The 26,766-nt window shown below is 71.7% G+C and carries 22 protein-coding genes; 15 read left to right on the top strand and 7 right to left on the bottom strand.

The features are described from left to right. The first annotated feature begins 6 nt into the window (after window positions 1-6). From MTBUT4_RS04140 to MTBUT4_RS04120, 5 genes are read left to right on the top strand one after another with little or no spacing between them, the layout of a single operon-like run. Window positions 7-738 (top strand): uroporphyrinogen-III synthase, encoded by a 732-nt coding sequence (locus MTBUT4_RS04140; protein ID WP_173978398.1) that lies wholly within the window; start codon window positions 7-9, stop codon window positions 736-738. A gap of 9 nt (window positions 739-747) precedes the next feature. Further along, window positions 748-1,818 carry a mitofilin family membrane protein gene (locus MTBUT4_RS04135; RefSeq protein ID WP_173978397.1) on the top strand — a complete coding sequence of 357 codons (1,071 nt, stop codon included), beginning with the start codon at window positions 748-750 and terminating at the stop codon, window positions 1,816-1,818. Further along, the gene (locus MTBUT4_RS04130) at window positions 1,815-3,128 is read left to right on the top strand and encodes a heme biosynthesis protein HemY (protein WP_173978396.1); all 1,314 of its coding nucleotides are present in this window, start codon (window positions 1,815-1,817) and stop codon (window positions 3,126-3,128) included. Before MTBUT4_RS04135 ends, MTBUT4_RS04130 begins: the two co-directional genes overlap by 4 nt. Then, window positions 3,125-3,841 carry a M48 family metallopeptidase gene (locus MTBUT4_RS04125; protein WP_254434731.1) on the top strand — a complete coding sequence of 239 codons (717 nt, stop codon included), beginning with the start codon at window positions 3,125-3,127 and terminating at the stop codon, window positions 3,839-3,841. Before MTBUT4_RS04130 ends, MTBUT4_RS04125 begins: the two co-directional genes overlap by 4 nt. Further along, entirely contained in the window at window positions 3,838-5,037 is a 1,200-nt protein-coding gene (locus MTBUT4_RS04120; RefSeq protein WP_173978395.1) for a multidrug effflux MFS transporter, read from the top strand. The genes MTBUT4_RS04125 and MTBUT4_RS04120 overlap by 4 nt, the downstream gene beginning before the upstream one ends. On the opposite strand, the gene MTBUT4_RS04115 is transcribed toward MTBUT4_RS04120, so the two are convergent. Both MTBUT4_RS04115 and MTBUT4_RS04110 read right to left on the bottom strand, forming a co-directional pair. Continuing rightward, a complete protein-coding gene (locus MTBUT4_RS04115; RefSeq protein ID WP_173978394.1) occupies window positions 5,038-5,670 on the bottom strand; it encodes an NYN domain-containing protein in 633 nt (210 codons plus the stop codon). Window positions 5,671-5,984: 314 nt separating this feature from the next. After that, the gene (locus tag MTBUT4_RS04110; RefSeq protein WP_173978393.1) at window positions 5,985-8,108 is read right to left on the bottom strand and encodes a transglycosylase domain-containing protein; all 2,124 of its coding nucleotides are present in this window, start codon (window positions 8,106-8,108) and stop codon (window positions 5,985-5,987) included. A gap of 104 nt (window positions 8,109-8,212) precedes the next feature. Here MTBUT4_RS04110 and MTBUT4_RS04105 point away from each other — a divergent pair, with 104 nt between their 5' ends. Next, window positions 8,213-8,413 (top strand): Arc family DNA-binding protein, encoded by a 201-nt coding sequence (locus tag MTBUT4_RS04105; RefSeq protein ID WP_173978392.1) that lies wholly within the window; start codon window positions 8,213-8,215, stop codon window positions 8,411-8,413. Between the two features lie 31 nt (window positions 8,414-8,444). Here the strand turns inward: MTBUT4_RS04105 and MTBUT4_RS04100 are convergent, their stop codons facing one another. Together MTBUT4_RS04100 and gpt are read right to left on the bottom strand one after the other, a co-directional pair. Continuing rightward, the gene (locus MTBUT4_RS04100) at window positions 8,445-9,203 is read right to left on the bottom strand and encodes a serine/threonine protein phosphatase (protein ID WP_173978391.1); all 759 of its coding nucleotides are present in this window, start codon (window positions 9,201-9,203) and stop codon (window positions 8,445-8,447) included. A gap of 66 nt (window positions 9,204-9,269) precedes the next feature. After that, a complete protein-coding gene (gpt, locus tag MTBUT4_RS04095) occupies window positions 9,270-9,725 on the bottom strand; it encodes a xanthine phosphoribosyltransferase (protein WP_173978390.1) in 456 nt (151 codons plus the stop codon). A 154-nt stretch (window positions 9,726-9,879) separates the two neighbouring features. Between gpt and MTBUT4_RS04090 the strand changes: the two genes are divergently transcribed. Together MTBUT4_RS04090 and MTBUT4_RS04085 are read left to right on the top strand one after the other, a co-directional pair. Then, window positions 9,880-11,463 carry a gamma-glutamyltransferase gene (locus tag MTBUT4_RS04090; RefSeq protein ID WP_173978389.1) on the top strand — a complete coding sequence of 528 codons (1,584 nt, stop codon included), beginning with the start codon at window positions 9,880-9,882 and terminating at the stop codon, window positions 11,461-11,463. A gap of 22 nt (window positions 11,464-11,485) precedes the next feature. Further along, window positions 11,486-11,704, top strand: a complete 219-nt coding sequence (locus MTBUT4_RS04085) for a hypothetical protein (protein WP_173978388.1) — start codon at window positions 11,486-11,488, stop codon at window positions 11,702-11,704. Here MTBUT4_RS04085 and MTBUT4_RS04080 read toward each other — a convergent pair. The 3 genes from MTBUT4_RS04080 to MTBUT4_RS04070 are packed head-to-tail and all read right to left on the bottom strand — an operon-like array spanning window position 11,680 to window position 15,967. Beyond that, window positions 11,680-13,122: an ATP-binding protein gene (locus MTBUT4_RS04080; protein WP_173978387.1), complete on the bottom strand. Its 1,443-nt coding sequence runs from the start codon at window positions 13,120-13,122 to the stop codon at window positions 11,680-11,682. The two genes, MTBUT4_RS04085 and MTBUT4_RS04080, sit on opposite strands and share 25 nt — an antisense overlap. 14 nt (window positions 13,123-13,136) lie before the next feature. Continuing rightward, entirely contained in the window at window positions 13,137-15,434 is a 2,298-nt protein-coding gene (locus tag MTBUT4_RS04075) for an NADP-dependent malic enzyme (RefSeq protein ID WP_173978386.1), read from the bottom strand. 14 nt (window positions 15,435-15,448) lie between these two features. Then, on the bottom strand, window positions 15,449-15,967 hold the full coding sequence (locus MTBUT4_RS04070) for a hypothetical protein (protein WP_173978385.1): 519 nt from the start codon (window positions 15,965-15,967) through the stop codon (window positions 15,449-15,451). A 174-nt stretch (window positions 15,968-16,141) separates the two neighbouring features. Here MTBUT4_RS04070 and mutS point away from each other — a divergent pair, with 174 nt between their 5' ends. From mutS to MTBUT4_RS04035, 7 genes are all read left to right on the top strand, one after another. Continuing rightward, window positions 16,142-18,754 (top strand): DNA mismatch repair protein MutS, encoded by a 2,613-nt coding sequence (gene mutS, locus MTBUT4_RS04065; protein WP_173978428.1) that lies wholly within the window; start codon window positions 16,142-16,144, stop codon window positions 18,752-18,754. A 267-nt stretch (window positions 18,755-19,021) separates the two neighbouring features. Continuing rightward, the gene (locus MTBUT4_RS04060) at window positions 19,022-21,787 is read left to right on the top strand and encodes a [protein-PII] uridylyltransferase (protein ID WP_173978384.1); all 2,766 of its coding nucleotides are present in this window, start codon (window positions 19,022-19,024) and stop codon (window positions 21,785-21,787) included. Window positions 21,788-21,833: 46 nt separating this feature from the next. Continuing rightward, complete coding sequence (gene murJ / locus MTBUT4_RS04055; RefSeq protein WP_173978383.1) at window positions 21,834-23,381, top strand: murein biosynthesis integral membrane protein MurJ; 1,548 nt, start codon at window positions 21,834-21,836, stop codon at window positions 23,379-23,381. A 69-nt stretch (window positions 23,382-23,450) separates the two neighbouring features. Next, a complete protein-coding gene (trpS, locus tag MTBUT4_RS04050) occupies window positions 23,451-24,449 on the top strand; it encodes a tryptophan--tRNA ligase (protein WP_173978382.1) in 999 nt (332 codons plus the stop codon). Between the two features lie 11 nt (window positions 24,450-24,460). Continuing rightward, window positions 24,461-25,408 (top strand): DUF2333 family protein, encoded by a 948-nt coding sequence (locus tag MTBUT4_RS04045; RefSeq protein ID WP_173978381.1) that lies wholly within the window; start codon window positions 24,461-24,463, stop codon window positions 25,406-25,408. A gap of 57 nt (window positions 25,409-25,465) precedes the next feature. Next, window positions 25,466-26,197: a TIGR02186 family protein gene (locus MTBUT4_RS04040; RefSeq protein ID WP_254434730.1), complete on the top strand. Its 732-nt coding sequence runs from the start codon at window positions 25,466-25,468 to the stop codon at window positions 26,195-26,197. Between the two features lie 5 nt (window positions 26,198-26,202). After that, a complete protein-coding gene (locus MTBUT4_RS04035; RefSeq protein ID WP_173978379.1) occupies window positions 26,203-26,685 on the top strand; it encodes a universal stress protein in 483 nt (160 codons plus the stop codon). The last annotated feature ends 81 nt before the right edge of the window (window positions 26,686-26,766 follow it).

Here is a 26,766-nt window from a genome sequence, read left to right as displayed (position 1 = left end):
ACGCCCATGCGCGTCCTCGTCACCCGCCCGCGCGAGGATGCCCAGGAGGTGGCGCGGGAGCTGGAGACGCGCGGGCATGCGGTGGTGACCGAGCCGCTGCTGGACATCGTTCCCATTGCCGGCGCCGTGGTGGAGGTGGACGGGGCGCAGGGCATCCTGGTGACCTCGGCCAACGGTATCCGCGCCCTGGCGCAATCCTGCCCCGACCGCGCCCTGCCGGTGTGGGCGGTGGGCGATGCCAGCGCCCGGGCCGCCCGCGATCTGGGCTATGCCCGGGTGGAAAGCGCCGGCGGCGACGTCGAGACCCTGGCCGCCCTGGTCGCCGCCCGCTGCGATCCCGCCGCCGGCCCCTTCCTGCATGCCGCCGGCAGCGTCACCGCCGGCGACCTTTCGGGCCGGCTAAGCGGGTCGGGCTTCGCCGTCCGCCGCCTGGTGCTTTACGAGGCGCGCACCGCCGAGGCGGTCTCGCCGACCCTGGCCGCCGCCCTGGCCGCCGGAGAGATCGACCTGGCGCTGTTTTTCTCTCCCCGCACCGCCGCCACCTTTGCTACCCTTGTCGCCCGGGCGGAGCTGTCCGGACATGCCGGGCGCATCCGCGCCTATGCCCTGAGCCCGGCGGTGGCGGAAGCGCTGGCGGCGCTTCCCTGGGCGGCCGTGCGGGTGGCCGCCGCTCCGACCCAGGCCGCCATGCTGGCGGCCATCGACGAAGATTGCGGCCCGCGCGGCCGTCCTGCCTAGGACTTGCCCATGAGCGACACCGACAAGCCGGAAGCGGCCCCCCCCGAGACCAAGCCCGAGGACGCCGCCGTAACCCCGGTCCCGCGGACCCGCAAGACGCCCTGGGGCGCGGTCGGGCTGGCCGTGCTGGTGGCCGCCGGGCTTGGGCTGGGTGCCGTTACGTGGCCGCAATGGAAGCATCTGGTGCCGGCCGACGGGTCCGCCCGGCCCGGGGCGGCCCCGGTCGCCGCGCCGGTTGCGGCCCTCGACCAGGTCAAGGCCGAGCTGGCCGCCACACGAGACGATCTGCGCCGGCTGGAGGCGCGTCTGGCCGGCGCTTCCCCCGCCGAGTCCGGGTCGCTGGAGACCCGCCTGGCCGCCACCGAGCAGGCGGTGCAGGCGCTGGCGGCGCAGCCGCCGGTCCCCGTCCGCCTGGCCGGCGAGGTCGAGGCCCTGGCCACCCAGCTGGCCGAGCTGAAGCGCGTTACCGCCGACGCCGCAATGGTGCTGCGGCTGACCGACCGGGTCGAGAAGGTCGAGGCCGAGATGCGCGACCTGCAGGCGCGGCGTTCGTCGGCCGCCGCCCTGCTGCTGGCGGTCGGGCAGCTGCGCGAGGCGCTGGCCAAGGCGCTGCCCTATGATGCCGAGCTGCGCGCCCTGAAGGCGCTGGCCGGCCAGGATGCCGAGATCGCCGCCGCCGCCGAAATCCTGAAGGAGCGCGCCGCCGCCGGCATTCCCACCGCGGCGACGCTGCAGACCCGCTTCCACGCCATGGCCGCCGCGCTGGTGCGCGCCGAGGTGCTGCCCGCCGATGCCGGCTGGGTGCGCCAGACCCTGGACCGGCTGGCCAGCCTGGTCACCATCCGCCGCGAGGACGGCGCCGCCGCCGGCGCCAGCCCGGCGGCGGTGGTCGCCCGCGCCGAGGCGCGCCTGGCCGAGGGCGATCTGGCCGGCGCCGCCGCCGAGGTGGAGGGGCTGGACGGCGCCGCCGCCGAGATGGCCGCGCCCTGGGCTGCCGACGCCCGCGCCCGCATCGCCGCCGACCGGGCGGTCTCGGAACTGGCCGCCCATGTGGTGGCCCAGGTGGGTGCGCGGCAATGAGACCGGTCCGCCGCCTGCTGGGCTTCGTCCTCGTCCTCGCCGTCCTGGTCGCCGCCGCCGTGTGGCTGGCGGACCGGCCCGGCGCGGTGACCATCCACTGGCTGGGCTGGCGGGTGGATACCAGCGTCCCCGTGCTGATCGCCGCCATCCTGGCCGCCGTGCTGGCGGTGGCCGGCGTGCTTAAGGCGGTGCGGGCGGTCCTGGCGGCGCCCGGCCGGCTGCTGGCGGCGCGGCGCGGCCGGCGCACCCGCGACGGCTATCGGGCCCTGTCCGATGGCCTGGCGGCGGTCGCCGCCGGAGATCGCAAGGCGGCGCGCAAGCTGTCCCACCGGGCCGACCGGCTGCTCGCCGACCAGTCCCTCACCGGTCTGCTGGCGGCCCAGGCGGCCGAGTTGTCCGGCGATGTTGCGGAAGCGGAACGACGCTTCGGGGCGATGACGGCGCGGCAGGAGACCGCCTTCCTCGGCCTCAAGGGGTCGATGGAGCTGGCGCTGAAGCGCGGCGACCGCGACCAGGCGCTGGATTTCGCCCGCCGCGCCTGGGCGCTGGGGCAGCCCGCCGACGGGCTGGCCGCCACCCTGTTTCAGCTGCAGGCCCGCGCCGGCCAGTGGGCCGAGGCCGAGGCTACCCTGGACGAGGCCAAGAAGCGCGATTGCCTGTCGGGCGCCGACCTGCTGCACTACCGGGCGCTGGCCCTGCACGAGCGCTCGGTGCTGGCCGAGGCCGAGGGCCGCGCCGACGAGGCGCTGGCCGCCGCCGTCAAGGCCCACCAGGCCGATCCCATGCTGGTGGCGGCGGCGGTGCGCGCCGCCCGCCTGCTCCACCGCGCCGGCAAGGAGCGCAAGGCGGCCCAGGCCATCATCACCACCTGGCAGGCCGCCCCCCACCCGGCCCTGGTCGAGGCCATGGTGGCACTGGCCCCGGCCGAGACGCCGCTGCAGCGGGTCAAGCGCATCGACCGGCTGGTCAAGGCCAACCCGGACGCCGTCGATGGCCACGTCGCCCTGGCCGAGGCCGCCCTGGCCGCCAGGCTGTGGGGCCAGGCCCGCACCCATCTGGCCCTGGCGGTGGAGAAGCGGCCCACCGCCGGAACCTATGTGCTGCTGGCCCGGCTGGAACGCGAGGAGGGCCGCGACGAGGCCGCCGCGCAGGCCTGGCTGGGCCATGTCGCCGGCGCCCCGCCCGAGCCGGCCTGGCTGTGCTCGGCCTGCGGCAAGGGCACCGACGGCTGGGCGGTGAGCTGCCCGCACTGCCACGCCCTCGACAGCCTGGACTGGCGCCAGCCGCTGCTGGCGCTGCCGCCGGCGTGACCGCCGGCCTGGAGATCGACCAGGTGGACATCGACCTGGGGGGGCGGGTGGTCGCCGTGACCCTGCGCCGCTCTGCGCGGGCGCGGCGGATGGCGCTCAAGGTCGATCCGGCCAACGGCGCCGTGCTGGTGCTGCCGCCCCGCATCGCGCCGGCCGAGGCCCGCCGCTTCCTGTCGCAGCACCGGGTCTGGCTGGCCGAGCGGCTGGCCCGCCTGCCCCGAGCGCTGCCGCTGGCCGACGGCGCCCAGGTGCCGCTGCTGGGCCGGCCCCATCTGGTGCGCCACCAACCCGGCCTGCGCCGCGGCGTCTGGGTCGAGGACGGAGTCCTCAACGTCTGCGGCCGGCCGGAACACCTGCCCCGCCGCGTCACCGACTTCCTGAAGGCCGAGGCGCGCCGGCTGATGGTGCCACAGGCCCACGACCTCGCCGCCCGCATCGGCAGGACTCCGGGCCGGGTGTCGGTGAAGGATACCCGCTCGCGCTGGGGCAGCTGCTCGGCCCGCGGCGACCTCGCCTTCTCGTGGCGGCTGGTGATGGCCCCCGACTGGGTGCTCACCTATGTGGTCGGCCACGAGGTGGCGCATCTGGCCGAGCTCAACCATTCCCCCGCCTTCTGGCGGGTGGTCGATACCCTGGTCGGCGATCCCGGCCCGGCCAAACGCTGGCTGAAGGCCCACGGCCCGGCCCTGCACCGGGTGGGGGCCAGCCCGTGACCGCCCGCCCCGCCCCCACCTCGTTCGCCGTCACCGCCCTGCTCACCGCCCTGGTGGCGTTCGGGCCGGTCTCCACCGACCTGTACCTGGCCTCGCTGCCCGACATGGCCCGCGACTTCCATACCGGAATCGAAATGGTCCAGCTGACCCTGTCGGTGTTCCTGGCCGGCTTCGCCGTCGCCATGCTGGCCTATGGGCCGCTGTCGGACCGGTTCGGACGGCGCCCGGTGATCCTGGGCGGGGTGGTGGTCTATCTGGCCGGCAGCGCCGCCTGCATCCTGGCCGGCAGCATCGAGCAGCTGATCGCCGCCCGCTTCCTGCAGGCGCTGGGGGCCTGCTGCGGGCCGGTGGTGGGCCGCGCCGTGGTGCGCGACGTCTATCCCCGCGAGCAGGCGGCCCGGGTGCTGTCCTACATGGCCTCGGCCATGGCCCTGGCCCCCTTCGCCGCCCCCATCGCCGGCGGCTGGCTGCATTCGCTGTTCGGCTGGCGCGCCAATTTCGTGGTGCTGGCGCTGTTCGGGCTGGGCCTGCTGGTGGCGGTCTGGCGCCTGCTGGACGAGACCAATGCCCACAAGGACCGCCAGGCGCTGTCGCCCGCCGCCATGCTGGGCAATTACCGCCGGCTGCTGGCGGACCGAAGGGTGCTGGGCTACGTGCTGACGGTGGCGCTGGGCTTCGCCGGCATGTTCACCTTCATTTCGGCCTCGTCCTTCGTGATCATCGACGTGCTGGGCCTGCCGCCGGCGCTGTTCGGCCTCGGCTTCGCGGTGGTGATCGCCGGCTATGTGGCCGGCGCCTTCGTGGCGGGAAGATGGACCCACCGCCTCGGCCTGGATCGCGCCATCGCCCTCGGCACCCTGGGCTGCGCCGGCTTCGGGGCGCTGGCGGCGGGGCTGGCCTGGGGCGGGGTGTCGGCGATGCCCGCGGTGCTGCTGCCGCTGATGGGGTTCTTCTTCTCGGCCGCTTTGGTGCTGCCCAACGCCACCGCCGGCGCCATCGCGCCGCACCCCGGGATGGCCGGCACCGCCTCGGCCCTGGTCGGCTTCATCCAGATGGTGGCCGGCTCGGCCGCCGGCTGGCTGCACGCCGTGCTGTTCGACCACTCGGGCCGGCCGCTGGCGACCCTGGTGCTGCTGTTCGGCGTGGGCGCCTGGGCGGCGTTCCGGAGATTGGTGCGCAGGGCACCGACCGATTGATCAGGCCGGCGGGTCGTATTCCACCGGGCGGGTGGCGACCAGATTGCCCCCCGCATCGGTGATGATGCGGGGCATCAGGCAGCGTTCGACATGGGCGGGGGTAATCTTGGCCTTTGTGGTCGCGGCCTGAATCAGCTCGGAACTGTGCGGCCGGTGCGGCGGGGCAATGACAGTGATCTTCTTGTTGGGAAAGTGGGAAAGCACCAGACGGACAGCCGGGGCGATGTCGGAATCTCCGGTCACCAGGAAGGCGTGGTCGTAAAGGTCCCTGTAGGCCTGATCGAGCAACGCCAGGGCGATGTTGACGTCGGTTTCCTTTTCTTCATGCCCGACCGACCTGTTTTTACAGGCCGGACACCAACGCGTCTTGTCCTTGAAGTGGCCCATGACAGGCGTCGCACCCATGGCCTGGATGGCGGCTACGTAGGCCCGGTGGCGCTTCGCGCTATCGGGGCGCCACGTCGCATAGGCGGAAAAATAAAACAGGTCGTCGAGCTGCTGGGATCTTGTTCCTATAAAACATCTGGCCAGCCCCATCAGATCGACCCATTTGAGATGAGGGCGGCCAAGGCCGTCGATGGCGTGGTACAGGTTGAACCCGTCCACGAAGCAGATGACCCGCTCCTTCTCCATCGCTTCCCCCATAAAAATAAAACCCCACGGGCCGGAACCCGTGGGGGCCGCTGGGCGAACCATGCGGGATGATGTGAATTCAATATATCATCAGCAGCCCGGATTCAATAGCGATTTTGGTGTCCCATCCGCATAGGGCTGGTTGTTTCGATATTCTGGCATAGCCCCGAAAGGCGCCCGGGGACTCGCTGGGACTCGGAGCTGGCGGTCCGCAGGGGGGGTGGCGGCGCGTGGCCTCACGGCCCCCAGGAGGCCCGGAAATCGCGGCGGCAGGGCATTGTCGGGGCGGTCCGGGATAGGATGCCCCTCCTACTCTACCGCCCGAACAGCGAATTAAGCAGTCCGTCGATGGCATCGCCGATGGCGTGGACCGGGTTGCCTTCCGCCGAGGCCTCGGGCCAGTCGCCGGCGGTGCCCTCGGTGCCTTCGGCGACGGGGGGCGGCTCGGGGGTGAGCAGCGGACGGGCGGGCAGGCCGCGATGGGCGGCCAGCATCACCGACTTCCACAGCCGGGCGGGCAGGCCGCCGCCGGTGACCTTCTTCATGGCGTGGCGCTGGTCGTCGTTGCCCAGCCACACCCCGGCGACGTAATCGGCGGTGAAGCCCATGAACCAGGCGTCGCGGTAATCCTGGGTGGTGCCGGTCTTGCCGGCCGCGGGACGGTCGAGGCGGGCGGCCTTGCCGGTGCCCTCGGCGATCACCGCCGCCATCAGCTCGTGCATGCTGGCCAGCGGCTCGCCCTGGACCACCTGGCCGAAGCCGCCGCCCTGGCGGCTCCACAGCACGTGGCCGTCGGGGTCGGTGATGCTGTCGACGCCGTAGGCGCCGATGCCGAAGCCGCCATTGGCGAAGGCGGCGAAGGCGGTGGTGAGATCGAGCAGCGTGGTTTCCGAGGTGCCCAGCGCCAGCGAGGCGTCGGTCCTGAGCTCCGACTGGATGCCCATGCGCTTGGCCAGGGCGATCACCCGCGACGGCCCGACCTCCTCGATCAGGCGGACGGCGACGGTGTTGGTGGACTGGGCGAAGGCGTGGCGCAGGCTGACCGGCCCCTCGAAGCGGCCGTTGTAATTGCCCGGCTTCCAGTTGCCCAGCTTGATGGGGGCGTCGTCGAACACGTCGTGCGGGCGGAAGCCCAGTTCCATGGCTGCCAGGTAGACGAACGGCTTGAACGCCGAGCCGGGCTGGCGCAACCCTTGGGTGGCGCGGTTGAACTGGCTGTCGTCGTAGTCCTTGCCGCCGGTCAGGGCGCGAACGGCGCCGTCGGGGCTCATCACCACCACCGCGCCCTGGCCGGCGCCGGCCTTGGCCCCGGCACCGTCGAGCATGGCCTTCAGCTCGGCCTCGACCTTGCGCTGCAGGCCGATGTCCAGGGTGGTGCGGACGACGATGTCGCGGCCCTGCACCTCGCCCATGCCGTCGAGATGGGCCATCACCCAATCGGCGAAGTAGCGCCCGGCCGGCAGCGGCCGCCTGACCGCCTGGGCGGCGCCCGACAGCGCCGCCAGTTCGGCGCTCTTGGCGTCGAGATAGCCGGCCTCGACCATGTTGCCGAGCACCTCGACGGTGCGCCGGTGACTGGCCTCGGGGTTGTTCAGCGGGCTGTAACGGCTGGGCGCCTTCAGCAGGCCGGCGATCACCGCCGACTGGTAGAGGCCGAGCCGGCCCGCCGGAACGTCGAAATAGCGCTTGGCGGCGGCATCGACGCCGAAGGTGCCCGAGCCGAGATAGACCCGGTTGAGATACAGGGTGAGGATCTGGTCCTTGTCGAAGCGCTGCTCGAGCCACAGCGCCATCAGCAGTTCCTGGACCTTGCGCTTGAGGGTGCGGTCGGGGGTAAGGAACAGGTTCTTGGCCAGCTGCTGGGTGATGGTGGAGCCGCCCTGCACCACCCGTCCCGCCCGCAGATTGGCGAAGGCGGCGCGGGCCAGCCCGAACATGTCGAGACCGAAATGGCTGCGGAAGCGGCGATCCTCGGTGGCCAGCACCGCCTGCACCACGGTGGGCGCCATTTCGGCCAGTTCGAGCGGCTGGCCGTAGAGGTCGCCGTAGGCGGCGAAGGTCTCGCCGTCCACCGAGACGAACTGCACCGAAGGCCGCCTTGTGGCGGCGGTGACCTTGTCGATGTCGGGAAGATCGACGGCGTAATAGGCGATCAGGGCGCCCAGCAGCACGCCGGCCCAGATCAGCGCGGTCAGTGACCACACCAGCAGCCGCCGCCCCCATCCGCCGCCGCCGCGGGGCTTGCGCTCGCGACGGGGCCTGGGCTGGCGCCGCGGCGGCCCGTCGCCCGGCCCGTCGCCGCCGCCTTTCCGGCCGCCGCCGCCGGTGCGGCCATTGCCGCCGCCCCCGCCGCCGCTGGGCAGCAGGCGGTCGGCGGGATCGATCTCCAGCGACAGGGCGGCGCGGGATCCGCGCGAAGGGGGGGTGGTGGTGGGCATGGGGGTTTCTAGCACGGGCACCCCGGCTCTCGGAACTGGCAAGCGGGAGACATTGGTTGTAGACTTCCGGCATTCGGAAAGACCGGGCGACGAAGGATCAATGCATGGACACCCTGGCGGTCACCATCCCCGGCGAGATCCGGGAGCGGCTCGCGAAGCTGGCCGAGGAGACCGGGCGCAGCCTGGACGAATGCCTGACCCTGGCGGTGGTCGAGTTCGTCGAGAACTGGGAAATCCATCTGAACGACCTGCATCAGATCGACGAGAACGAGGCGCGGGCGGTGCTGAAGGCCGCCAACGATTGAAGCCTCGCCGCCGATTGCGGCGGATTTCGGGTTATACCTCCACCATCAGCGGCCGGTAGCCCTCGTTCTCGGGGGCGCCGCGCTGATTGCTGACCATGCGGGTGCGCCCCAGCCGGTAATCGCAATCCCAATGGGAATGGCCATGGACCCAGATTTCGGGTCCGTGCGCCTCGATCAGCGCGTCGAGCCCGGTGACCGAGGCGGTGGTCGGCACGTGCTCGGGCCGCAACGCCTTCAGGCTGCGGGCGGTGGGCAGATGGTGGGTGACCACCAGGGTGGTGCCGTCGAACGGCGTGGTCAGCGCGCGTTCCAGGAATGCCGCCGAGGCGCCGCTCCAGGCCCGGGTCTGGGCCGGAACCAGCGCCACGCCTCCGGGGCCGCGGCCGTTCTTGTAGTCGGGCATGGAGGCCGCCGCCTTGGCCATGGCGCCCTCGGGGTCGCCGGTGAGCGCCCAGTCGGTCCACAGGGTGCAGCCCAGCACCCGCAGGCGGCGGCCGGCCAGCTCGAACACCACCTCGTCGTCGTGCAGGAAGGCGAGGCCCGGCACCCGCGCCGCCGCCGCCCGCAACTCGCCGTGAGGATCGGCCCCGCCCTTGTGGTGCCAGTATTCGCGGTTGCCGGCGACATAGACCGCCGGCCGTCCGTGCAGGTGGTCGGCGATCCACGCCACCCCCTCGCCGCCCCAGCCGATGTCGCCGGCCAGCACCACCAGGTCGGCCTCGAAGGGCGGCGGCGCATAGGGGCCCTTCTCGACGTGGAGATCGGACAGGATGGCGAGGCGTATGGTCATGGCCGGCGCATATTAGAGAAATTTGAACTTGGCGCCAGCCGCCTGTGCGGGTAGTTGGTGGAGAGTTCACTCCGCCGGGTCGGTCTCCCACGGGAACACCACCCAAACGTCCTGGTCGAACTCGGCGACGAAGCAATCCACCAGCGCCCGCCCGGCGGGCTTGGCGTACAGGGTGGCGATGCGGGCGCGCGGCAGCATGGCGCGCACCAGCCGGATTGTGTCGCCGCTGTCGACGAGATCGTCCACCACCAGCCAGCCGGCACCGTCGCCGGTGACTCCCTTCAGCACCTCGAGATCACCTTGGGCGCGGCCCCGGTAGCTGGCGACGCAGACGGTGTCGACCAGACGGATGTCGAGCTCGCCGGCCAGGATGGCGGCCGGCACCAGGCCGCCGCGGGCGACCGCCACCAGGCCGCTGAACGGCCCGAGGGGGCGCAGCCGGGCGGCCAGCGCGCGGGCGTCGCGGTGGATGTCGTCCCAGGTCAGCGGCAGCGTGGCGGCGAAGCGTGTGTCCGGGCTCATGGCGGCTCCTGTCGTCCCGGATTAGACCCGAGGCGGCGGCGGCGCTCAAGCCTGGAGCATCGCTGCCCTGGATCATCGCCGGACTGGAACATCGCTGGACGGGGGCGCCCGCTTTCCGCAATATCGCGGGCCACGGCTTTCGGACGGAAGGGACATGCCCAACACCCCCATGGCCCGGCGCGGCATGGTCGCCTCGCCCCACCACCTTGCCTCGCAAGCCGGACTGGCGGTGCTGCGCGACGGCGGCAACGCCATCGAGGCGGCGCTGGCCACCGCCGCCGCCGCCGCGGTGCTGCTGCCCCATGCCTGCGGCCTGGGCGGCGACGGCTTCTGGCTGATCGCCGAACCGGGCAGGCCGCCCATCTCCATCGACGGTTCGGGTTCCGCCGCCGCCGCCGCCTCTCCCGAGCTGTTCCGCGGCCACGGCCTGGAAGCCGTGCCGGCGACCGGCCCGCTGGCCGCCATCACCGTCGCCGGGGCGGTATCGGGCTGGCAGCTGGCCCTCGACCTGTCCGAGCAATGGGGCGGCGGCATGCCGCTGGAGCGGCTGTTCGAGGATGCCGTCCACCACGCCCGCGCCGGCTTCGCCATCACCAGCGGCCAGGCCGCGGCGGCCGCCGCCAATTTGGCGGTCCTGAAGGCGACCCCTGGTTTCGCGTCATCGTTCCTGGGACGCAACGACAATATCGCGGCGGGTGCGGCCATGACCCTGCCGGCGCTGGCCGACACCCTGGAGCGTCTGGCGGCGGCGGGGCTGGACGATTTCTACCGCGGCGCGGTGGCGCGCGCCGTCGCCGAGGATCTGCGGCGCGCCGGCTCGCCGCTGAAGGCCGAGGATTTCGCCCGCCACCGCGGCATGCGCCGCCGCCCGCTATCGCTGGGCCTGGCCGCCGGCACCGTGCACGCCACCGCGCCGCCGACCCAGGGGCTGGCGGCGCTGATCCTGCTGGGCCTGCTCGAACGCCGCGGCTGGCCGCCGGCCGGCACCTTCGGCTGGATCCAGGCCCTGGCCGAGGCCGCCGGCGCCGGTGCCCGGGTCCGCGACACCCACCTGGCCGATCCCCATCGCATGGCGGTGCACGCCGCCACCTACCTGTCCGATCACGTGCTCGACCGCATGGCCGCCGAGGGCGATTCCGCCCCCGAGGCACCCTGGCGCGGCGGCGCCGGTACCGAGGCGGCGTGGGTCGGCGTGGTCGACGGCCAGGGGCGGACGGTGTCGTGCGTCCACGGCCTGTTCGGGCCGTTCGGCGCCGGGGTGGTGCTGCCGGCCAGCGGCATCGTCTGGCACAATCGCGGCGCCGCCTTCGGTCTCGACCCCGCCCGCGCCGACGGGCTGGAGCCGCGGCGGCGGCCGCCGCACGGGCTGGCGCCGCTGCTGGCGCGGCTGAAGGACGGGCGCCTGCTGGCCTGGGGCGGCTCGGGCGGCGACGGGCTGCCGCAGGTGCTGGCCCAGTTGTTCGGCCGCGCGCTGGCCGAGAGCACCCCGGCCGACGGCAACGGGCTGCAGGCGGCGGTGTCGGCCCCGCGCTTCGCGCGGGCCGGCAAGCGCCTGTGCCTGGAGGACGGCTTCACCCCCGATCTGGCCAAGGCCCTGGCCGAGGGCGGCTGGGCCATCGATCCGCTGCCGCGCGGCGGTGCGGCGCTGGGACAGGCGGGCATCCTGCTGCGCCGGCCTGACGGCATCATCGCCGGCGCCGCCGATCCGCGCGGCGACGGCGCCGTGGCCGGATGGTAACCATAACGGAGAAGGAACAATCATGGCCGACATCATGATGGCCGCCATCGACCGAGGCGAGGCCGGGGAGCGTCAGGTTTTCCATACCGGGGTCTCCACGGTCGGCCAGGGCGGCGACGATTATCTGTGCGGCCATTGCGGGCGGCGGATGGTGCACGCCATGGACCTGACGCGCATCGAGGTGCCCATGGTCTATGAATGCGGCGGCTGCGGCGGCTACAACGTCCTGCCGGAAAGCTGAGCGCGCCCCGGCGCCTCGGGTTCGGCCAGCGGCAGATAGACCGAGAAGGTGGAGCCCTGGCCGGGCACCGAATCCACCACCAGCGTGCCGCGGTGGCGGTTGACGATGTGCTTGACGATGGCCAGGCCCAGGCCGGTGCCGCCCAGCTTGCGCGACCGCGCGGTATCGACCCGGTAGAAGCGCTCGGTGAGGCGCGGCAGGTGTTCCTTGGCGATGCCCTCGCCGTGGTCGCGCACCGCCAGCAGCGCCGCGCCGCCGGCCGCCAGGGCGGGCGCCGCCGACGGCGGCAGGCGTTCGGCCCGGGTGAGGCGGACCTCGACGGCGGTATTGTCGCGACCGTACTTGACGGCGTTGTCCAGCAGGTTCTGGATCACCTGGGCCAGTTCGTCCGGCTGCCCCACCACCAGCCCGGCGGCCGGGTCGGCGGCCAGGGACAGGGTCATGCCCTTGGCTTCCGCCAGCGGCCGCATGGCCTCGATGCCGCCATGGGCCAGGCGGGCGATATCGACCGTGCCGGTCGGCGGCGAATGCTCGTTCAGCTCGATGCGTGACAGGCTCAAGAGGTCGTTGACCAGCCGGGTCATGCGCGAGGCCTGGTCGTGCATGATGGCGAGGAAGCGCTCGCGCGCCTCGGAATCGTCGCGGGCCGGGCCGCGCAGAGTCTCGATGAAGCCCAGCAGGGTGGCCAGCGGGGTGCGCAGCTCGTGGCTGGCATTGGCGACGAAATCCGCCCGCATCTGCTCGATGCGCCGCACCTGGGTGAGGTCGTGCAGCGCCAGGATGGCCACCGAGCCGTCGGGAGCGCTGATGCCGATGCGTTCGACCCGGACCAGGAAGACCCGCTCCACCGGCACCGGCAGGGTGAATTCCGCCTCGCGCCCCGTGGCCCCCGCCAGCACCGAATCCGTGGCCTCGAGCACCGTCGGCGCGCGCAGCACCACCGCCAGGTCGCGGCCGCCGATGTCGCGCCCGAACACCCGCCGCGCCGCCTGGTTGTAGCGCACCACCCGGCGCTGCTCGTCCAGCAGCACCAGCGGATCGGGCAGGGTGTCGAACAGGGTCTCGTTCCAGCGCGCCGCCGCCGCCAGCTCGCCCTCGCGCGCCTGCCACACCCGGCGCAGCTGGATGATGGCGGCGGAAACGTCGCCCAGGGTGGCCTCGGACCGGCATTCGGGCGGCGGCGCGTCCACCCCGGCGCCCAGCCGGCGCACCCAGGCCTGCAGGCGCGCCAGATCGGCAAGATAGGGGCGCACCAGCAGCACCGTCGCCGCCAGCACCGCCAGCCACGCCGCCATCGCCGCCAGCGGCGACAGCCGCGCCAGGGCCACCAGCACCGCCAGGGCGAGCGCCGCCGGCACGGACAGCAGACCGGCGGCGAGGATCACGCGGGAGGGACGGATGGGCGGGCGGGCGTTCATGACGGGCCTTCGCGCTACGGGCCGATGGCGTCGTAGCAGGCCAGCACCGCCATGTTGACCATGTCGTTGACGGTGGCATCCATGGCGGTGATCTGGATCGGCTTGGCCAGGCCGGTCAGGATGGGGCCGATGACGGTGCCGCCGCCCAGCTTCTGCATCAGCTTCCAGCTGATGTTGGCGGAATGCAGGCCGGGCATCACCAGCACGTTGGCGGGACCGGACAGGCGACAGAACGGGTAGTGCCGCAGCAGATCGGCGTCGAGCGCCACGTCGGCGGCCATCTCGCCGTCATATTCGAAATCCACCTGGCGCTGATCGAGGATCGCCACCGCGCTGCGCACCCGGCCGGTGGGATGGCTGGCCGGGTTGCCGAAATTGGAGAACGACAGCAGCGCCACCCGCGGCTCGTAGCCCATGCGGCGCACCTTGGCCGCCGATTGGACGGCGATGTCGGCGATCTGCTCGGGACCCGGGGTCTCGTGCACGGTGGTGTCGGCGATGAACACGGTGCGCCCGTGCGCCACCATCATGTTGAGACCCATCAGCACCTCGCCGGGCGCGGGGTCGATGACCCGCTTGATCTCGTCGAAGGCCTGCCAGTAATTGCGGGTCAGCCCGGTGACCATGGCGTCGGCGTCGCCCTCGGCCACCATCAGGGCGCCGAACACGTTGCGCTCCTGGTTGACCAGGCGCTGGGCGTCGCGCAACAGCGCGCCCTTGCGCTGCAGCCGGCGGTACAGGGCCTCGGTGTAATGGTCGCGCTTGGCCGAGATCCTGGCGTTGACGATCTCCAGGCCCTCGACGGTGGGCAGGCCGATGCGGCGCATGGTGTCGTGGATGCGCTCCTCGCGGCCCAGCAGCACCGGCACGCCATAGCCGGCATTGAGGAAGGCCAGCGCGGCGCGGATCGACTTCTCCTCCTCGCCCTCGGCGAACACCACCCGCCTGGGATTGGCCCGCACCTTCTCGGCGATGGCCTGCAGGCTGGCGGCGGTGGGGTCGAGGCGGGCCGACAGCTCCTTCTTGTAGCCGGCCATATCGACGATGGGGCGGCGCGCCACCCCCGAATCCATGGCCGCCTTGGCCACCGCCGGCGGGATGGCGGCGATCAGGCGCGGATCGAACGGCACCGGGATGATATATTCGGGACCGTAACGAAGCCGGCGCCCGGCATAGGCGGCGTCCACCTCGTCGGGCACGTCCTCGCGCGCCAGCTGGGCGATGGCCTTGGCGGCGGCGATCTTCATGGGCTCGTTGATGGTCCGCGCGCGCACGTCGAGGGTGCCCCGGAAGATGTAGGGGAAGCCCAGCACGTTGTTGATCTGGTTCGGGTAATCCGACCGGCCGGTGGCGACGATGGCGTCGTCGCGGACCGAGCGCACCTCTTCCGGGGTGATCTCGGGGTCGGGATTGGCCATGGCGAAGATGATCGGGCGCGGGGCCATGGCCGCCACCATCTCGGGCGTCACCGCCCCCTTCACCGACAGCCCCATGAACACGTCGGCGCCGGCCATGGCCTGGTCCAGGCTGCGTGCCTCGGTCGGCACCGCGTGGGCCGACTTCCATTGGTTCATGCCCTCGGTGCGGCCCTGCCAGATGACGCCCTTGGTGTCGCACAGGACGACATTGTCGTGGCGCACCCCCATGGCCTTGATCAGCTCGACGCAGGCGATGGCGGCGGCGCCGGCGCCGTTGACCACCACCTTGACCTCGGCCAGCGTCCGCCCGGTGAGGTCGAGGGCGTTGATCAGCCCGGCGGCGGCGATGATGGCGGTGCCGTGCTGGTCGTCATGGAAGACCGGGATGTCCATGATCTCGCGCAGGCGGCTTTCGATCACGAAGCATTCCGGCGCCTTGATGTCCTCGAGGTTGATGCCGCCGAAGGTGGGGCCGAGGAAGCGCACGCAATTGACGAATTCATCGACGTCGCGGGTATCGACCTCGAGGTCGATGGAATCCACGTCGGCGAAGCGCTTGAATAGCACCGCCTTGCCCTCCATCACCGGCTTGCCGGCCAGCGCCCCCAGATCGCCCAGGCCGAGCACCGCGGTGCCGTTGGAGATCACCGCGACCAGATTGCCCTTGGCGGTATAGTCGTAGGCCAGCGAGGGGTCGCGGGCGATGTGCAGGCAGGGAAAGGCGACGCCCGGCGAATAGGCCAGCGACAGGTCGCGCTGGGTGGTCATGGGCTTGGTCGGCACCACCTCGATCTTGCCCGGCCGCCCCGAGGCGTGCATGAGCAGGGTCTCGCGCTCGAGGCTGGCCTGGGCGTTGGCCTCGGCCTCGATGCCGGGGGTGGAGTGCTTGGTCATGGAGGAGGGTCCCGTCAGGCCGGCTTGCGTTCGAACACGTGGATGTTGGCGCCGCCGGCCGCTTCCAGCACGGCACGGGCCTTGTCCTCCTTCAGCTGGTCCTCGGCCAGGACCCACAGGATGACGCTGCCGGCGGCCAGGGCGCGGGCGAAGCTTTCGGAATCGGGAATGGCGGCCAGCTCGTCCAGCAGTTCCTTGATCGCCACCCCGCCGACCCCGGCGGCCACCAGTCCGGCCAGCGCGGCACCGACCGGGCCGGCGGCCAGGGCGATCAGCCCGGCGGCGACCAGCGGGCCTTCGTACTTGACCTCGCCCACCAGCGCGACCAGCGAATCCTTCCACGAACGACCCTCGCGGCCGGCGGCGTCCAGCGAATCGTGCGACGACAGCACCGAGAGATCGGAGCGGGTGAAGCCGGCCTTCAGCAATTGGTCGACCGCCTGCTGGAAATGCTCGCGGTCGGCGAAGGTGGCGACCACTTCGCGGGTCTCGGGCTCGCGGGTCTGGGGGGCATGCGGATCGGGTGCGGGCAAGGCGGCCTCCTGCCATGGGCGGGACGGCCATTGTGCGCCATAGCCGCCCCGCAGGGAAGGGGGAGAGGGGTTGCACCGCCATGACATCGTGGTAACGTGCCGCGTCCTCAAGCCCAGCAGCGGACCGCCCCCGTGAGCGCCGAAATTCCGGACGTGCCTGCCGACGCGACGCCGATGATGGCCCAGTACCTGGCCATCAAGCGGGCCCATCCCGACTGCCTGCTGTTCTACCGCATGGGCGATTTCTACGAGCTGTTCTTCGACGACGCGGTGCAGGCCTCGGCGGCGCTGGACATCGCGCTGACCAAGCGCGGCAAGCACCTGGGCGAGGACATCCGCATGTGCGGGGTGCCGGTGCGCTCCTACGAGATGTACCTGTCGCGGCTGGTGCGGGCCGGCTTCAAGGTGGCCATCGCCGAGCAGACCGAGGACCCGGCCGAGGCCAAGAAGCGCGGCGCCAAATCGGTGGTGGCGCGCGACGTCATCCGCCTGATCACCGCCGGCACGCTGACCGAGGACAATCTTCTCGACGCCCGCGCCCACAATTACCTGGCGGCGGTGGCCGAGGCGCAGGGATCGCTGGGCCTGGCCTGGGTCGAAATCTCCACCGGCGAGTTCGCGCTGCAGCCCTGCCGCCCCGACCGGCTGGCGGCGGCGCTGGCCCGCCTCGCCCCCGGCGAGCTGCTGGTGCCCGACCGGCTGCTGCAGGCCGAGGGGCTGTTCGAGGTGTGGGGCGACTGGAAGCAGGTCCTGACCCCGCTGCCCTCGGCCCGTTTCGATTCCGAGAACGCCCGGCGGCGGCTGGAGGCGCTCTACGGCGTCGGCGCGCTGGACGGCTTCGGCGCCTTCTCGCGGCCCGAGCTGGCGGCCGGCGGCGCCCTGGTCGACTATGTCGAACTGACCCAGAAGGGCAAGCTGCCGCGCCTCGCCATCCCGCGCCGCATGGCCGAGGGGGCGGCCATGGAGATCGACGCCGCCACGCGGCGCAACCTGGAGCTGACCGAGACCTTGACCGGCCAGCGCAAGGGCTCGCTGCTGGCCACCATCGACGAGACCGTCACCGGCGCCGGGGCGCGGCTGCTGGCCGCCCGCCTGGCCGCGCCGCTGACCGACCCGGCGGCCATCGACGAGCGCCTGGACGCCGTCGCCTTCTTCGTCGAGCACGGCGCGGTGCGGGCGGATTTGCGCGAGGCCCTGCGCCGCTGCCCCGACATGGAGCGGTCGCTGTCGCGCCTGGCCCTGGGCCGCGGCGGGCCGCGCGACCTCGCCGCGTTGCGCGACGGCCTGGGCCAGATCCCGCACCTGCGCGCCGCCTTGGCGCGGCCCGCCCTCGACGCCCCGCCCGCCGCCATCGCCGCCGCGGCGCGCGAACTGGGCGAGCATTCGGCCCTGGTCGACCGCCTCACCCGCGCCCTGGCCGACGACCTGCCGCTGGCCGCCCGCGACGGCGGCTTCATCCGCCCCGACTACCATGCCGGGCTGGACGAGCTGCGCACCCTGAAGACCGAGGGCTTCGGCATGCTGGCCCGGCTGGAACGCCGTTACGCCGACGAAACGGGCGTCGCCAGCCTGAAGATCCGCCACAACAACATCATCGGCCACCATATCGAGGTGCCGGCCAGGCAGGCCGACAAGCTGGGCGAGCCGTTCATCCACCGCCAGACCATGGCCAACGCGGCGCGCTACACCACCTCCGACCTGATCGAGCTGGCCGGCAAGATCCAGGGGGCGGCCGAACGCACCCTGGCCGTCGAGCAGCAGCTGTTCACGGATCTGGTCGGCGAGGTGCTGGCCCGCGCCGCCGCCATCGCCCTGGCCGCCGGGGCGCTGGCCGCCCTCGACGTCGCCGCCGCCTTGGCCGAGCTGGCCGAGGTGCGGCGCTGGACCCGGCCGCTGGTCGAGGACGGCCCGGCCTTCCACATCAAGGGCGGCCGCCACCCGGTGGTCGAGGCGGCGCTGGCCGCCCAAGGCGGGCCGGCCTTCGTCGCCAACGACTGCGACCTGGGACCCGACCAGTGCCTGTGGCTGGTCACCGGCCCCAACATGGCCGGCAAATCCACCTTCCTGCGCCAGAACGCGGCCATCGCCATCCTGGCCCAGACCGGCGCCTTCGTGCCGGCCGAGGCCGCCCGCATCGGCGTCGTCGACCGCCTGTTCAGCCGTGTCGGGGCGGCCGACGACCTGGCGCGTGGGCGCTCCACCTTCATGGTCGAGATGGTCGAGACCGCCGCCATCCTGAACCAGTCCGGCGAGCGCGCCCTGGTCATCCTGGACGAGATCGGCCGCGGCACCGCCACCTTCGACGGCCTGTCCATCGCCTGGTCGGTGGTCGAGCACCTGCACGAGACCAACCGCTGCCGCGCCCTGTTCGCCACCCATTACCACGAGCTGACCAGCCTGACCGCCCGCCTGCCCCATTTGTCCTGCCACCAGATGCGGGTCAAGGAATGGCAGGGCGACGTGGTGTTCCTGCACGAGGTGGCGGCCGGCGCCGCCGATCGCTCCTACGGCATCCACGTCGCCCGCCTGGCCGGGCTGCCGGCGGCGGTCGTTGCGCGGGCGGAAGAGGTCCTGGCGGCGCTGGAAAAGGGCGAGCAGGGCAGCGCCGTCGCCCGCCTCGCCGACGACCTTCCCCTGTTCGCCGCCGCCCGCCCGAAACCGGCCCCGGCTGCCGCGCCCGGCCCATCGCCGCTGGAGGAGAGGCTGCGCGCGGTCAACCCCGACGAACTGACGGCGCGGGCGGCGCTGGACCTGGTCTATCAGCTGAAAGGGTTGCTGGGGGGATAGGGGGGATAACGATCTCCCCCAATCGGCCGCCGTCTCGCCGCGGACAGGGTGAGTTGACCACAGAGACACAGAGACACAGAGGATTCACAGAGAAAAACAAGAATATCCCTCTGTGCCTTCTCTGTGTCTCTGTGTCTCTGTGGTTAACCCCCATATCCGCCCGCACCCCGTCAGCCGCATCCCACCGTCGACCCGTTCCAAAACGTATGGTACGGCGCGGAAATCCGGTCCTATAATCCGCGGTTCGCGCCCCATATCCGGTGAATCATGACCAAGCTTCACGCCCAGCGCGCCATCATCGACCGCCGCGCGCTGATCCTCCGGCTGGCCGAGGTGGCGCAGTCCGACCTGCCCAAGATGAAGCGGCGGGGCAAGGTGCTGGAGACCTTCAAGGAGGCGCTGAATTCGGGGCGCGCCGAGGTGCGCCGCCGCTTCGACGAGCGCGGCCACGGCGCCGAGACGGTGCGCGAGAACTGCTTCCTGATCGACCAATTGGTGCGCGCGGTGCACGATTTCGCCGCCGAGCACGAATTCCCCCAGGGCATCCGCACCGCCGCCGAAGCCTTGAGCCTGGTGGCGGTGGGCGGCTACGGCCGCGGCGAGCTGTCGCCCCAGTCCGACATCGACCTGCTGTTCCTGACCCCCTACAAGCGCACGCCCTTCCACGAGCAGATCGTCGAGTTCGTGCTGTACATGCTGTGGGACATGGGCCTGAAGGTCGGCCACGCCACCCGCTCGGCCGATGAATGCGTACGCCTGGGCAAGGGCGACCTCACCATCCGCACCGCGCTGCTGGAGATGCGCTGGATCTGGGGCGACCAGCCGCTGTTCTTCGACCTGCAGGAGCGTTTCCGCACCGAGATCATCGCCGGCTCGGGCGAGGAGTTCGTCGAGGCCAAGCTGGCCGAGCGCGATTCCCGGCACACCCAGATGGGCGACACCCGCTACGTGCTGGAGCCCAACGTCAAGGAGGGCAAGGGCGGCCTGCGCGACCTCCACACCCTGTACTGGCTGGCCAAGTACCTGTACCGGGTCAAGGATATCGGCGAGCTGGTCGACATGGGTGTGCTGTCGAAGGAGGCCCGCCGGCGCTTCGACAAGGCGCAGGGCTTCCTGTGGACGGTGCGGTGTCACCTGCACTACCTGACCGGACGGCCCGAGGACCGCCTGACCTTCGACGTCCAGCCCGAGATCGCGGCCCGCATGGGCTATGGCGACCGCGCCGGCTCGCGCGGGGTCGAGCGCTTCATGAAGCACTTCTTCCTGGTCGCCAAGGATGTCGGCGACCTCACCCGCCTGTTCTGCGCCCTGGCCGAGGAGCAGCAGAAACGGAAGCCCCGCCTGCATCTGGGCCGGCTGCTGTTCCTCAAGCGCTCGCGCATCGAGGGGTTCGAGCTGGACGGCGACCGCCTGACCGTGGCCGCCGCCGACCAGTTCCAGAAGGAGCCGGTGGCGATGATCCGCCTGTTCCATGCCGCGCTGGAAAGCGGGGTGGACATCCATCCCAAGGCGCTCGACCTGATCCACCGCAACCTGAAGCGCATCGACGCGCATCTGCGCGACGACCCGGCGGCCAACCGGCTGTTCATGGACATCCTGACCAGCCGCCGCAACCCGGCGGTGGCCTTGCGCCACATGAACGAGGCCGGGGTGCTGGGCCGCTTCATCCCCGATTTCGGCCGCGTCGTCGCCCAGATGCAGTACGACATGTACCACGTCTACACCGTCGACGAGCACACCCAGCACGCCATCGGCATCCTGCACGCCATCGAGGCGGGCGAGCTCAAGGAGGAGGCCCCGGTCGCCACCGAGATCATCCACAAGGTGGGCTCGCGCCGGGCGCTCTACACGGCGGTGCTGCTGCACGACATCGCCAAGGGCCGCAACGGCGACCATTCGGTGCTGGGCGCCGAGGTCGCCATGAAGCTGGGGCCGCGCCTCGGCCTCTCGGACGCCGAGACCGAAACGGTGGCGTGGCTGGTGCGCGAGCACCTGACCATGAGCCGCATCGCCTTCAAGCGCGACATCTACGATCCCCAGACCATCGCCGATTTCGTCGCGGTGGTGCAGTCGCCCGAGCGCCTGCGCCTGCTGCTGTGCCTGACCGTGGCCGACATCCGCGCGGTCGGGCCGACGGTGTGGAACGGCTGGAAGGCCGGCCTGCTGCGCGAGCTGTACCTGCGCGCCGAGGAGGTGATGCTGGGCGGCCTCGCCGATGGCGGCCGCGCCCACCGCGTCGCCGCGGCGCAGGCGGCGCTGCGCACCGAGCTGGCCGCCACCGGCTGGCCCGAGGCCGACATCGAGGCCCATCTGGCGCGCGGCTATCCCAATTACTGGACCAGCTCCGACACCGCCACCCAGCTGCGCCACGCCCGCCTGGTGCGCGAGGCCGAAGGCTCGGGCGCCCCGCTCACCGTCGACAGCCACGTCGACCGCTTCCGTTCCGTCACCGAAATTACCGTCTACACCAGCGACCATCCCGGCCTGTTCTCGCAGATCGCCGGGGCCATGGCGGTGTCGGGGGCCAACATCGTCGATGCCAAGATCGTCACCCTGGCCAACGGCATGGCGCTCGACACCTTCTGGATCCAGGAGAACGACGGCGGCGCCTTCGACAGCCCGGCCAAGCTGGCCAAGCTGTCGGCCGCCATCGAGCAGGTGCTGTCGGGCCGCATGCGGCTGGACCGCGAGCTGGCGGCGCGCAAGGGCAAGCTGCCCAGCCGCGCCTCCGTGTTCAAGGTGCCGCCCCGGGTGCTGGTGGACAACAAGGCGTCGTCGACCCACACCCTGATCGAGGTCAACGGCCGCGACCGCCCCGGTTTGCTCTACGACCTCACCGCCGCCATGACCCGCCTCGGGCTGCAGATCCACTCGGCCCACATCTCGACCTACGGCGAACGGGTGGTCGATGTGTTCTATCTGAAAGACGTGTTCGGCCTGAAGGTGGAGCACGGCCGCAAGCTCGACCAGGTCAAGGACGCCCTGATGAAGGCGCTGGAGGACCCGGCGGCGCCGGCCAAGGCGGCGGAGTGAGGGGCCCTTTGTCCTGATTTAACTTTTCTCCGGTACACCCGTTTTCATGTCGCTCGTCCGCTCCATCGCCACCGTCGGCGGCTTCACCATGCTGTCGCGCATCACCGGGCTGATGCGCGAGATGATGATCGCCCATTTCATGGGGGCCGGCGGCATCGCCGACGCCTTCTTCGTCGCCTTCCGCCTGCCCAACCTGTTCCGCTCGCTGTTCGCCGAGGGCGCCTTCAACGCCGCCTTCATTCCGCTGTTCACCGCCCGCCTCACCAAGGACGGCGAGGCCGAGGCGCGCAGTTTCGCCGAGCAGGCCTTCGGGGTCATGGCGCTGGTGCTGGCGGCGGTGGTGGTGGTGATGGAACTGGCCATGCCGTGGGTGATGTGGGGCCTCGCCCCCGGCTTCGCCGACACCCCGGGCAAGCTGGCGCTGGCGGTGGATCTGGCCCGCATCTGCTTTCCCTATCTGCTGTTCATCTCGCTGACCGCGCTGCAGGCCGGGGTGCTCAACGCGCTGGGCCGCTTCGCCGCGGCGGCCGGCACGCCGGTGCTGCTGAACCTGGTGGCCATGGCCGGGCTGTGGGCGCTGACCCCGGTCACCGAGACCCCCGGCCACGCGCTGGCCTGGGGCACCTTCGCCGCCGGCATCATGCAGTTCGCCTGGCTGGCGATCGTGGTGCGCCGCGCCGGCATGCCGCTGAGGCCCTGGAAGCCTCGCTTCAGCCCCGAGATCGGCGTGCTGGCCCGGCGCATCGTGCCGGGCGCCATCGGCGCCGGGGTCTACCAGGTCAACCTGGTGGTCAACACCATCATCGCCTCGACGGTGGCCGACGGCGCCGTCAGCTACCTCAACTATGCCGACCGCATCAATCAGCTGCCGCTGGGGGTGGTGGGCATCGCGGTGGGCACCGCGCTGCTGCCCCTGCTCACCCGCCAGCTCAAGGCCGGCCAGTACGGGGCGGCCCGCGACAGCCAGAACCGCGCCGCGGAATTCGCCCTGCTGCTGACCCTGCCGGCGGCGGCCGCGCTGATCGCCATCGCCGCCCCGGTGGTCCGCGTGCTGTTCGAACGCGGCCAGTTCGGCCCGGCCGAGACGGCGGCCACCGCCCAGGCGCTGATGGCCTTCGCCCTCGGCCTGCCGGCCTATGTGCTGGTCAAGGTGCTGGTGCCGGCCTTCTTCGCCCGCGAGGACACCCGCACCCCGGTGCAGGTGGCCGGTGCCGCCATGGCGCTCAACATCGTCCTCAACCTGGCCCTGATCGGGCCGCTGGCCCATGTCGGCATGGCCCTGGCGACGGCGCTGTCGGCCTGGTTCAACGTGGTGGTGCTGGCCCTGATCCTGAAGCGGCGCGACCTGTTCGCCATGGATTCCCGGCTGTCCTCGCGCGCGCCGCGAATTCTGGCGGCGGCGGCCGTCATGGGCGGGCTGCTGTGGGCGGGGCGGCTGCTGGCCTGGCCGCACGCGCACGGCCTGATGCTGTCGATCCTGGTGCTGGCCGGGCTGGTCGTCCTGGGCCTGGCCGCCTATGCGGTGCTGGCCCATCTGCTGGGCGCCACCCGCTGGTCCGAGGTGAAGGCGTCGCTGAAGCGGCAGCGTCCTTGACTCCAAGCCGGGTTCGGGCATAGCTGACGCGAATTTCGCCCTTCGGGTCCTGACGGAGCACCCACACCCATGAGCCGCATCTTTTCCGGCGTGCAGCCCACCGGAAACCTCCATCTCGGCAACTATCTCGGCGCCATCCGCAACTGGGTGCGGCTGCAGGACCAGTTCGAGTGCATCTTCTGCATGGTCGACCTGCACGCCATCACCGTGTGGCAGGACCCCAAGGAGCTGACCCGCAACACCCGCGAGGTCGCCGCCGGCATGATCGCCGCCGGCGTCGATGCCGAGAAGCACATCGTCTTCAACCAGTCCATGGTGCCGGCCCACGCCCAGCTGGCCTGGATCTTCAACTGCGTCGCCCGCATCGGCTGGCTCAACCGCATGACCCAGTTCAAGGAGAAGGCGGGCAAGCACAAGGAGAACGCCTCGGTCGGCCTGTACGCCTATCCCAACCTGATGAGCGCCGACATCCTGACCTACAAGGCCACCCACGTGCCGGTGGGCGAGGACCAGAAGCAGCACCTGGAACTGGCCCGCGACACCGCCCAGAAGTTCAATTCCGATTACGGCGTCGAGTTCTTCCCCATCCCCGAGCCGCTGATCCTGGGCGCCGCCGCCCGGGTGATGAGCTTGCGCGACGGCACCAGGAAGATGTCGAAGTCGGACGAGAGCGACTATTCGCGCATCAACATGACCGACGATGCCGACACCATCGCGCTCAAGGTCAGGAAGGCCAAGACCGACCTGCATCCCATGCCCGCCGCCCTGGGCGAGCTGGACGAGCGGCCCGAGGCCTCGAACCTGCTGGGCATCTACGCCGCCCTGTCCGATACCGACAAGGAGGCGGTGATCCAGCGCTTCGCCGGCCAGCAGTTCAGCGCCTTCAAGCAGGAGCTGATCGACCTGGCGGTGGCCACCCTGGGTCCCATCAACGCCGAGATGAAGCGGCTGATGGCCGATCCCGGCCATATCGACGCGGTGCTGAAGCAGGGCGCCGAGCGCGCCGATGCCATCGCCCGGCCGATCCTGGCCGAAATCTACGACATCGTCGGCTTCCTCAAGCCCTGACGGAGACGCCCATGTCCGACGCCCCCCAGAGTTCCGGCCACGCGCCCTTCGCGGTGCGCCCCCGTTGGTGGTGGCTGGCGCCCGGGCTGGTGCTGGCGGTGGTTCTGTATTACGCCGTCGGCATGCGCCTGGCCCATGTGGTCGATGCCGACCCCGATTTCGCCCCCGGCCCGGTGGCGGCGGGCCAGAGCCGCGCCGCCGCCATGGCGGCGCAGCTGATCTTCCGCGAAGTCGACCGCCATCGCTGGGTGGCCAACGACCCGTTCTTCCAGCCCTCGGCGGTGCTGGACGACATGCCCGCCTTCCAGATCGGCATGGTCGGCGCCATCGAGCGCTTCGCCCGCACCCTCGACGGCCTGGCCGCCGATGCGGGCGGCGGCCCCGACGCCAACCTGGCCCGCGCCGCCGGCCTGCTGAAATATCCCGGCCGGGTGTGGATGTTCGACCCGCGCACCTCGTGGGCGCCGACCGCCTCGAGCGAGAAGCAGTACCGCTCCGCCGCCCGCGACCTGGTGCTGTTCAACGACCGCCTGCAGGCGGGCGAGGCCCGCTTCGAGCGCTCGCCCGAGGCCCTGGCCGCCCTGCTGGCGGCGGCCCGCGACGACCTCGACGCGCTGGCCGAAACCGCCCATGCCCATTCCGAAGCGGTGTCCTGGCCGCTGTTCGACGGCGACGCCGACGACCTGTTCTTCGCCGCCCGCGGCCGCGCCTATGCCTGGTCGCTGCTGCTGCGCGAGCTGGGATGGGATTTCGCGCCGCTGCTGGCGCAGCGCGACCTCGGCAGCGAATGGGGGGCGATGCTGGACTCGCTGCGCGCCGCCGCCCGGCTGGACCCGGTGGCGGTGTTCGCCGCCCGCCCCGATGCCACCTTCCTGCCCAGCCATCTCGCCGGCCAGGGCTTCCTGCTGTTGCGCGCCCGGGCGCAAACGGCGGACCTCGCCGCCGCCCTCTCGCGCTGATCCCCCCCACGCCCCCACATGAGGGGGCAGGGATGGGGCGGTGGAGATGGCGTACCGGTGTTAAGGCGGCTGGTCTTCCTTTTCCTTCTTGCCAGCACGGCCCCGGCCGGGGCCGCCGAGCCGCTGGTGGCCGATCTGTCGCGCCATCTGGTGGCCATCACCACCGGCTTCGCCGGCACCGACGTGCTGCTGTTCGGCGCGGTGGCGGGCGAGGGCGACGTGGTGGTGGTGGTGCGCGGCCCCGCCCGCACCGAGACGGTGCGGCGCAAGCAGCGTCGCGGCGGCATCTGGATCAACAGCGGCCATGCCGAGATCGCCGGCGCCCCGGCCTTCTACCGCGTCGCCGCCACCCGCCCGCTGGCCGAGGTGGCGCCGCCGGCGCTGCTGCAGAGCCACGCCATCGGCCTCGAGCACCTGGACCTCGACATCCGCCCGGCGGATTCCTCCGCCGAGCCGCACGAGTACCGCGCCGCCCTGGTCCGCCTGAAGCAGCGGGCCGGGCTCTACGGCGACCATGTCCAGGATATCGGCTTCCTCGGCCAGCGGCTGTTCCGCGCCGACATGCACTTTCCCGCCAACGTCCCCACCGGCACCTACCTGGTCGAGGTCTATTACCTGGTGGACGGCCGGCTGGCGGGAACCCAGACCACGCCGCTGGTGGTCTCGAAGATCGGTCTCGGCGCCCAACTCCACGATTTCGCCCATCGCCGCGCCGCCGCCTATGGCGTCGCCGCCGTGCTGCTGGCGGCCGGCGGCGGCTGGCTGGCCGCCGCTTCCTTCCGGAGGTAGCCGCCATGCCGGAGTCCAGCGCCCGCGCCGGCCGCGTCTTCCTGGTCATGGTCGATGACAGCGCCGAGGTGCGCGCCGCCATGCGCTTCGCCTGCTGCCGCGCCCGCCACACCGGCGGCCGGGTGGCGCTGCTGCGGGTGATCGAACCGACCGAGGCGCAGGACTTCGTCACCATCGGCGACCTGATGCGGGCCGAGGCCCGCCAGGAGGCCGAGGACCTGCTGCAGGAGCTGGCCGCCCAGGTCAACGAGATGTCGGGGCAATTGCCGGTGCTCTATGTCCGCGAGGGCATCCCGCGCGACGAATTGCTGCGCCTGATCGCCGAGGAACCGGACATCTCGGTGCTGGTGCTGGCCGCCGCACCCGGCCCCCGGGGACCCGGCCCGCTGGTCACCGCGCTGACCGGCAAGCTGTGCGGCATGATCCGGGTGCCGCTGACCATCGTGCCGGCCGGCCTGGGCGACGACGGCATCGACGCCATCGCATAGAAAGTGCCGACACCATCGCGTGCCCGCCTCAACCCCCCGATACCTTGACTCCCGGCCGTCCCCGGTCCATTTACCTCTTTC

The organism is Magnetospirillum sp. UT-4, assembly GCF_902729435.1.
Taxonomy (GTDB): Bacteria; Pseudomonadota; Alphaproteobacteria; order Rhodospirillales; family Magnetospirillaceae; genus Magnetospirillum.
The sequence above is the reverse complement of the archived record's forward strand: the minus strand, read 5'-3'. Positions and strand labels throughout refer to the sequence as shown.

Bases quoted from the DNA above. Each gene is read 5' to 3' on its own strand.
- MTBUT4_RS04115 (WP_173978394.1), bottom strand. From the start codon at position 5,670: ATGGAGAAGGAGCGGGTCATCTGCTTCGTGGACGGGTTCAACCTGTAC.
- MTBUT4_RS04100 (WP_173978391.1), bottom strand. From the start codon at position 9,203: ATGACCATACGCCTCGCCATCCTGTCCGATCTCCACGTCGAGAAGGGC.
- gpt (WP_173978390.1), bottom strand. From the start codon at position 9,725: ATGAGCCCGGACACACGCTTCGCCGCCACGCTGCCGCTGACCTGGGAC.
- trpS (WP_173978382.1), top strand. From the start codon at position 23,451: ATGAGCCGCATCTTTTCCGGCGTGCAGCCCACCGGAAACCTCCATCTC.
- MTBUT4_RS04105 (WP_173978392.1), top strand. From the start codon at position 8,213: ATGGACACCCTGGCGGTCACCATCCCCGGCGAGATCCGGGAGCGGCTC.
- MTBUT4_RS04035 (WP_173978379.1), top strand. From the start codon at position 26,203: ATGCCGGAGTCCAGCGCCCGCGCCGGCCGCGTCTTCCTGGTCATGGTC.
- MTBUT4_RS04110 (WP_173978393.1), bottom strand. From the start codon at position 8,108: ATGCCCACCACCACCCCCCCTTCGCGCGGATCCCGCGCCGCCCTGTCG.
- mutS (WP_173978428.1), top strand. From the start codon at position 16,142: ATGATGGCCCAGTACCTGGCCATCAAGCGGGCCCATCCCGACTGCCTG.
- MTBUT4_RS04045 (WP_173978381.1), top strand. From the start codon at position 24,461: ATGTCCGACGCCCCCCAGAGTTCCGGCCACGCGCCCTTCGCGGTGCGC.
- MTBUT4_RS04085 (WP_173978388.1), top strand. From the start codon at position 11,486: ATGGCCGACATCATGATGGCCGCCATCGACCGAGGCGAGGCCGGGGAG.
- MTBUT4_RS04075 (WP_173978386.1), bottom strand. From the start codon at position 15,434: ATGACCAAGCACTCCACCCCCGGCATCGAGGCCGAGGCCAACGCCCAG.
- MTBUT4_RS04060 (WP_173978384.1), top strand. From the start codon at position 19,022: ATGACCAAGCTTCACGCCCAGCGCGCCATCATCGACCGCCGCGCGCTG.
- MTBUT4_RS04140 (WP_173978398.1), top strand. From the start codon at position 7: ATGCGCGTCCTCGTCACCCGCCCGCGCGAGGATGCCCAGGAGGTGGCG.
- MTBUT4_RS04090 (WP_173978389.1), top strand. From the start codon at position 9,880: ATGCCCAACACCCCCATGGCCCGGCGCGGCATGGTCGCCTCGCCCCAC.
- MTBUT4_RS04135 (WP_173978397.1), top strand. From the start codon at position 748: ATGAGCGACACCGACAAGCCGGAAGCGGCCCCCCCCGAGACCAAGCCC.
- murJ (WP_173978383.1), top strand. From the start codon at position 21,834: ATGTCGCTCGTCCGCTCCATCGCCACCGTCGGCGGCTTCACCATGCTG.
- MTBUT4_RS04080 (WP_173978387.1), bottom strand. From the start codon at position 13,122: ATGAACGCCCGCCCGCCCATCCGTCCCTCCCGCGTGATCCTCGCCGCC.
- MTBUT4_RS04130 (WP_173978396.1), top strand. From the start codon at position 1,815: ATGAGACCGGTCCGCCGCCTGCTGGGCTTCGTCCTCGTCCTCGCCGTC.